The sequence below is a fragment of the Candidatus Woesearchaeota archaeon genome (assembly GCA_003694805.1).
GTDB lineage: Archaea > Nanobdellota > Nanobdellia > Woesearchaeales > J110 > J110.
In genome coordinates, this window is sequence record RFJU01000095.1 from 1 (window position 1) to 5,058 (window position 5,058).

General features: G+C 52.8%; 4 protein-coding genes. All 4 read right to left on the reverse strand.

The features are described 5' to 3' along the window. Positions 1-154: 154 nt before the first annotated feature. Positions 155-1,444 carry a hypothetical protein gene (locus D6783_03315; protein RME52940.1) on the reverse strand — a complete coding sequence of 430 codons (1,290 nt, stop codon included), beginning with the start codon at positions 1,442-1,444 and terminating at the stop codon, positions 155-157. A gap of 81 nt (positions 1,445-1,525) precedes the next feature. Beyond that, positions 1,526-1,705, reverse strand: coding sequence for a hypothetical protein (locus D6783_03320; protein ID RME52941.1), 180 nt, complete (start codon positions 1,703-1,705; stop codon positions 1,526-1,528). Further along, positions 1,705-4,161, reverse strand: a complete 2,457-nt coding sequence (locus D6783_03325; protein ID RME52942.1) for a hypothetical protein — start codon at positions 4,159-4,161, stop codon at positions 1,705-1,707. The genes D6783_03320 and D6783_03325 overlap by 1 nt, the downstream gene beginning before the upstream one ends. A gap of 154 nt (positions 4,162-4,315) precedes the next feature. Then, positions 4,316-5,026, reverse strand: coding sequence for a glycosyltransferase family 2 protein (locus tag D6783_03330; GenBank protein ID RME52943.1), 711 nt, complete (start codon positions 5,024-5,026; stop codon positions 4,316-4,318). Positions 5,027-5,058: the final 32 nt, after the last annotated feature.

The window sequence follows — 5,058 nt, forward strand, 5'->3', positions numbered from 1 at the left end:
ATTCTTAAGTGGTGACAAATTTTTGTTTTTGGAGGGCTGAAAAAGGCAAAAAAAAGAAGAAAAGAAAGAAGAAAAAGAGGAAAAGGCGGGCGGCGACACCATTTGCCTTGCAGTAGGTATTTGCAGGTATCGCTTAAACCAGTATCGCGAGTAGTTATTGGCACCTTCGTTTCTTGCGGGAGGCTCGGTGCACCGCTAAGACGATTGCGTAAAGCATCAGTGCCACGATGACCACCGCAGTGATGAAAAAGAAGGGAAACGAGCTCCCGAAGGATGTTGGTTGTTGAATGCGGGCGACGATGAGTTGTTGGACAACGTCATCGGTTGAGGCGACCTGGAAGATGAACGTTTGCGGGCCGGGTTGCTTTGATGGCGTGACGGCGAGTTGCAGTTCGCCTGCGACTTTGGCGCCTGGCGGGACGACGAAGAGCGCCCCTGGTTGCACTGTGTAGCTCGCCCAGCCTTGCACGCCAAGAAGTTCAATCGTGTACGCTTTGGCTTCTGCTCCAGTATTCGTGATAGTGAAGGGGAAGCGGGCCGTCTGGCCTGGCGTGACGTCTTGGATTTCGAGGACGTCAACGATGGTGAGTGGTGCAGAGTAGTTGGTTGTTTGCTGACATGCAGGGGAGGGAAGCGCATCAACTTTTGCCCGGTACACGACTTGTTCTTGGTTCCCGGAGAGCGCTGGGGAAGTTGCGCGAAGGTAGAGGTCATGTACGCCTGGTTTGGGGCAAGGAGCGTTTTTTTGGACGAATCGAATGCTTGCAGTGCTGTACGGACGTATTGTGCCGAAGTTTTGAACTCTACGAACACCGAGAGACGGCATGAGAAGTTCAACGTTCACGTTGTGAACAGGGGTCGGTCTCAGGTTGGCGAGTTTTACGTCAACAGAGAACGCTTTTCCATCGAGAACAGGTTGTGGCGTGACGGTGACGGCTTCTATAATGAGGTCGCACGCGTCACCGATGCCGTTCGTGTTGGTATCGTATTGGTCCGGGTTTTGGACGCCGGGACAGTTGTCTGCTGCGTCAGGGATGCTGTCGCAGTCAAGGTCGTCAAGGTAGACGTAGTTGTATGGGATTTGACATCCTTGCTGGATGGGGGGTGCGTAAGACGTTTCAGTGATGATGTAGCTTCCTGGCAAGTATTGAGGGCCGCTTCGGGGGAAAAAAGGTGTCGGGACGGGTTCGTATTCGTCCTCGTACGGGTAGGTAAGCGGGATGAAGCGCCCTTGTTGGCCGCTGATGAGTGGAGGTGTTGTTGTGTTGCTGGAGGAGAGGGCAGGTGAGGCGAGGAGGGTTGTGAAGATGAGGAGGGCAAAGGTTGCGAGGATTCTTGTGAGGATGCCCTCTCGGGGTGTTGTTCCTCGCCGCGGCGCTGGACGTACTGGAAGTTGTGAAGAGTTGAAAGAGCAGGCATTCTTGGGCGTTCTTTGTTGGTGCATTGTTTTTTTTGCTCCTCCTTATACGTTTGATTGCACTCGCGGAATGTTGGTTTTTTCTTTGTGCTTCTTTTTTTGGTTCTTCTAGTCTTGGTGGTATTTAAAGCTTGCTTGTTTTTTGCGTGGTTCAGCCGGACGTTTTATGAATTTTGTACTTGCAGTTGGGGTGTTCGTTTTGTGCTTGGCAGGGTGTTGTTTTTGTTTGCGGCTGATTCTTGGGAGCGGAAAGGAGGGGTGTGAAAAGAGAAAGGTCGCTCGCAACATCACCAGCGGTATTGTATGCCAAATTCGAGGCCGAAGAGGTCTTGGCTCGTCTTGTGGGTTTGTTGTATTGGTGGCCCGAACGCGACATTCCCATTGATGTGTTGTAGTCCTGCTTGGATGAAGAGTTCCCATCGTTCACGGTTATCAGGGTTGCTTGACCAGAACGTGAGTGGCAATTTCCCTCTGACTGTGAGGTCGTAGCCGGTTGTGTCAAAAGCGATTTCGTCAGGCCCTGGCGTGTTGGAAAAAGACTGGCTTGTGAAAAAGTTTCCAGTGACGTCGAAGTGTTTTCCTATGTAGTTCCCCGCAAAGTGGGCATACCACCCTGTTCCTGTCACGGTCCGGTAATCGTTCAAGGCAAGGAGCGGCAGTCCTTCGGGCGCGCTTGAGCGAGAGAGCTTCCAGTCGTGGCGGACAACGCCTGCGCCAAGGCGAAGTCCGCTGCCGGCAAGGCTTCCTTCAGGCGTCCATGCAAGTGTTGTCCCGACGCTCCAGCGATTTTGATGGGTTTTGCTCGCTGCGGTGTCAAGGAAGAGCGAACCAGGCCTGTAGTATTCAAAAACAGCCTCTGTATCAATGCTGGATTGTTGGGCTTCGAGAAGGAGGCGCAGGCGGTCGCTGTCCTTGCCGAAGAGTGTTGTCATGAATCGAACGTTTCGGCGTTGAACGTTTGCAGCGAGCGTTTCAAAAGAGACAAAGCCTTTATCGTCTCCTGCGCCGGTGCTTGCGCTGGTGTCGCCAAGAAGCGTGTAGGTGGCGGCATCGAAGGCGAGAGCAGTGTTGCAGCCCCACCACGACGCCGTGTACGCGTGTGCGCCGTCGATTGTTCCTAGGCGGTAGTTGAGTGTTCCTGGTTCTCCTCTGGCTGTTCCTATGTTGCCTGTGATGGTGAAGTCTTCGGTGATTGACTGTGGCGCGCCAATGCTGAAAAGCAAACGGTGCTTGCAAGGAGCTGGGACTGGCAGTTCTATCTTTTCAACGATTTCCGGTGTTGCATCAGGCTCTGGAAGAGGAGGTGTTTCTTCTGGAAGGTCTACGGTTAACGTCGAAGGAGGGCTCGCGGTTTTCACGATAGGAATGGCTATGCTTGCTCCGAGTTCGTGCGGGGGTTCTTTGTCTTCGATATTGATGGAAATTTCCCCGCGTATTTGGCCGTCCTTGCTCACAAACCAGCCTTCTTCTTCCGGGCATACGCCAGGCTCTGGAGGCGCCGCCATTCCCACAGGGTTCAAGGTATCGTCCCCGTTGATTGACTTGTTCGTTCCTGGTTTTCTGTTCCCGTCACGGCGGCCGTTGGGGCCGTAGTCGCGCCACCCTATATCGAGTTTAACGTCTTGTGGATCTTCAGTTCCGTACCGTGCTCCAATAACCGCTACACAGCGTTGGTTTTCTGAGAGAACAATCTGCTCTACCCGCTTCCACGACCCGTCCTCTTCTTGCAGCGAAAGTTCTGGCTTGTTCGTCTGCGAGTTAAGCGCGATGCGGTAGACGTCGTCGTCTTCTCGACGGAGTGTTTGTGGATCGAGTTGGGAATTGTTAAGGCCGGTGATGCCGTCTCCTGCCTCCACATATACGTCATAAATGATTGCACTCGCCTCTGCACGTTGTTTGGGTGTGTTTCGTTCTGTAAAGCGTTCGAGGTGTTTGTCTTGTGTGTTTGTCGTGCTTGGCGCATTCTCTATCGTTCTCGTCACCGCTGGCGCGGTCGGCACGGAAGGTAGTGTGGAAGGCGCGGGGGGCTGGCGTCCTGTTGTAGCGTACGCTGCGAGGAGGGTGAGCGCCGTTGCGCTTGCAACGGAAAGGCTCCTCTTCATACGGTGCTTGATACGGTGCCAGCGTGAATGCGTCTTGTGGCGAGGAGCGGAGTATGCTTCTTCTGTTGAAGATGGAGTGCGGATAAGGTCGTCAAGTGGCGTGAGAAGCGCGTTGTCTGAAAGGTTGTGCGAGTCATACAGAAGTGACGTGGTGATTTCCTCGCCAAGGATGGGGCTTGAAACGGTTGATGAGCTATGCCACGGTTCTTGTGCAAGCGTGCTCGGGGTTGGCGCGCTTTCCTTATGGTGCTGCGGTGTGAGAACGTCTTCTAGTGAGCGCGGCGTGTACGACCGGTGCTTTTTTTCTGCTTGGCGTTGCCGGCGTGTATTGTAGACGTCAATGAGTTTGCTCGTGGCGAGGTCGATCACGTCAAGCGTTGCGACGCTGACATCGTCCCTTGCTTCGAGACGGGAACGAAGTTCGCGGAGTTGTTCAAAGCGGTCTTTGTAGAGCCAAGCGCCGGGTGCGGTTCCTGCGAGAACGTTCGCAAATGCTTCTTCTTTGAGTGCTTGCCAGGAGATGGCATCGTAATCGCTGTTGTCCTCTCTTCCGGCGTTGCGTTTTCTTCGTGCTCGCTTGAGTTGCGCTGTTGTTTCGCGAAGAATGTCTCTTGCTTGCTTGGTGAGGTGTTCTTGCACCATGGTGGGCGGGGAGGAGGAAACCCTCACTTAAATAGTTTGCGAAATTCACCACTGCAAAATAGATACTAAAAAAGGTGGCGGGCTCTAAAACAAGACTGTTGCGAAGGCAGGCGAAGACCCGTGACGTACAACCCCTTGTCAGCAGCGACGTTACTTAGCGTGCAAAGAAATGAGAAAATCGCTTCCAGATCATTCTTGCAAGAATGCCTATCCAAACAGGGATTGAACTCGTACCTTTTCTCAGAGAATACTTATTGTAGCGAATGTGTACCGGGACCTCAATCCAAGAAAGCTTGTGTTTGGCTATGAGTTCGATAATTTCGCTTGCGTGCGCCATCCTGTCCTGAGTGATCCGTATCTTTCTCGCCGCTCTCGCCGTCATTGCTCGAAACCCGTTGTGTGCATCCGTTACTGGCAGGCCGTAGAATACGCGGAGAATGAAGACGGAAGTTTTGAGTGCGAAACGACGAAACCAAGGAATTCCTGTTGGGTCTTTGCCGAGAAAACGAGAGCCCAGTGCAACCTCTGCTTGCCCATCAAAGAGTGGCGTTAACAAGTCTTTTACTTCGTCGGGACGATGCTGGCCGTCCGCATCGAAATGGACAATATAGTTTGCACCTTTGGAAAGCGCGTACTTCATTCCAGTCCTGAGCGCGGCGCCTTGCCCTTTGTTCGCCGCGTGCCGAAGCACAATCGCTCCTGCTCGTCTGGCCACCTCTGCCGTCCTGTCCGCTGAGCAGTCGTCAACAACCACTATGTTGGTATACTTGTTCTTTTGCAATCCTTTAATGACTCTTCCAATAGCCTTTTCTTCGTTAAAGGCGGCGATGACGATGAAAACTTTTTTTCGTGTCTTCTGAGCCATTTTAAGCGAAAAATCTGTTTCACGCTTTAAAA